1 protein-coding gene is annotated in these 1,849 nt (G+C 74.5%); it reads left to right on the top strand.

Going from position 1 to position 1,849, the window contains the following annotated elements:
• The coding region (locus STBA_RS04045; RefSeq protein ID WP_253195207.1) for a type I polyketide synthase at positions 1-1,849 on the top strand (1,849 nt) is incomplete at both ends.

The following is a 1,849-nucleotide window of genomic DNA, read 5'->3' as shown; positions in this document are numbered from 1 at the left end:
GGGAGAGCCACTGGCTGCCGGACGGCGCCGCGCCCCTCCCACCCACCGGCCGCCGGTCGGATGCCGCGAGCAGGACGCGCCCCGCCGACCCCGCCGGGGCGAGCACAGCCGCCTCGCCGGTGACCGGGCTCGCCGGGCGCAACGCCGACCAGCAGCGGGACGTGCTGGCCGACCTGATCCGCCGCCACGCCGCGGCGGTGCTCGGCCACGCCGATCCCGAACGCGTCGCCAGGGCGGTCCCCTTCAAGGAGGCCGGCTTCGACTCGCACATGTCCGTCGAACTGCGGGACCGGCTCAATGCCGCCACCGGCCTGCGCCTGCACTCGGCCGTCCTCTACTCCCACCCCACACCGGACGCCCTCGCGGAACAACTGCGCCGCGACCTCACGGCGGACGGCTCCCTGGAGGATGACAGCCCCGCCGTTCCCTCGCGGGCCACCGCGCACGACGACGATGATCCGGTCGTCATCGTCGGCATGGCCTGCCGTTTCCCCGGCGACGTGGCCACCCCCGAGGACCTCTGGCAGCTGGTGGCCGAGGGGCGCGACGCCGTCAGCGGCTTCCCCACCGACCGCGGCTGGGACCTGGACGCCCTCTACGACCCCGATCCGGACCACCACGGCACGTCCTACACCCGGGAGGGCGGGTTCCTGGACGGCGCGGCCGAGTTCGACGCCGCCTTCTTCGGGATTTCGCCGCGCGAGGCCCAGACCATGGACCCCCAGCAGCGGCTGCTCCTGGAGACGTCCTGGGAGGCGATCGAGCGCGCCGGGATCGACCCCCTCGCGTTGCGCGGAACCGCCACCGGCGTCTTCGCCGGCGCCATGGCCCAGGAGTACGGCGCGCCGCTCCACCGGGCGCCCGAGGAGTTCGAGGGCCAGCTGCTCACCGGCGGCGCCGCCAGCGTCCTGTCCGGCCGGGTCGCCTACACGCTGGGCCTGAAGGGCCCCGCCATCACCATCGACACCGCTTGTTCCTCGTCATTGGTCTCCCTCCACCTCGCGGCCCAGGCACTGCGCCAGGGCGAATGCTCCATGGCTCTGGCCGGCGGCGTCACCGTGATGCCGAATCCCGGGATGTTCCTGGAGTTCAGCCGCCAGCGCGGGCTGTCCCCCGACGGACGCTGCAAGGCGTTCGCCGCCGGCGCCGACGGCACCGGCTGGGCGGAGGGCGTCGGTGTGCTGGTGCTCCAGCGGCTGAGCGACGCGCGCGGCCAAGGCCGCCGGGTCCTTGCCGTGCTGCGCGGCTCGGCGATCAACCAGGACGGGGCAAGCAACGGGCTCACCGCCCCCAACGGCGCTGCGCAGGAAGAGGTCATCCGGCAGGCCCTGAACGCGGCCGGGCTCGGCCCCGCCGATGTCGACGCGATGGAGGCGCACGGCACCGGCACCACACTCGGTGACCCCATCGAAGCCACGGCGCTGCTGGCCACCTACGGACGCGGCCGGGACGGCGACCAACCGCTGTACCTCGGCTCGCTGAAGTCGAATATCGGGCACGCCCAGGCCGCCGCCGGGGTCGGCGGCGTGATCAAGATGGTGATGGCCATGCGCGAGGGGGTGCTGCCTCGGACGCTGCACGCGGACGAGCCGTCCCCGCACGTCGACTGGTCGTCCGGCGCGCTCTCCCTGCTCGCCGAGCCGCTGCCCTGGCCCGAGCACGGCCGCCCGCGCCGCGCCGGCGTGTCCTCCTTCGGTATCAGCGGCACCAACGCCCACGTCATCCTGGAGGATGCCGGGCCCGCCGCCGGCCAGCCGCGGCGGACACCGGCCTCTGGCCCGGTGCTGTGGCCGCTGTCCGCCCGCACCCCCCACGCACTGACGGCTCAGGCGCGGCAGCTGGTGGAATA

This window comes from Streptomyces sp. MP131-18 (assembly GCF_001984575.1).
GTDB lineage: Bacteria > Actinomycetota > Actinomycetes > Streptomycetales > Streptomycetaceae > Streptomyces > Streptomyces johnsoniae.
The sequence above is the reverse complement of the archived record's forward strand: the minus strand, read 5'-3'. Positions and strand labels throughout refer to the sequence as shown.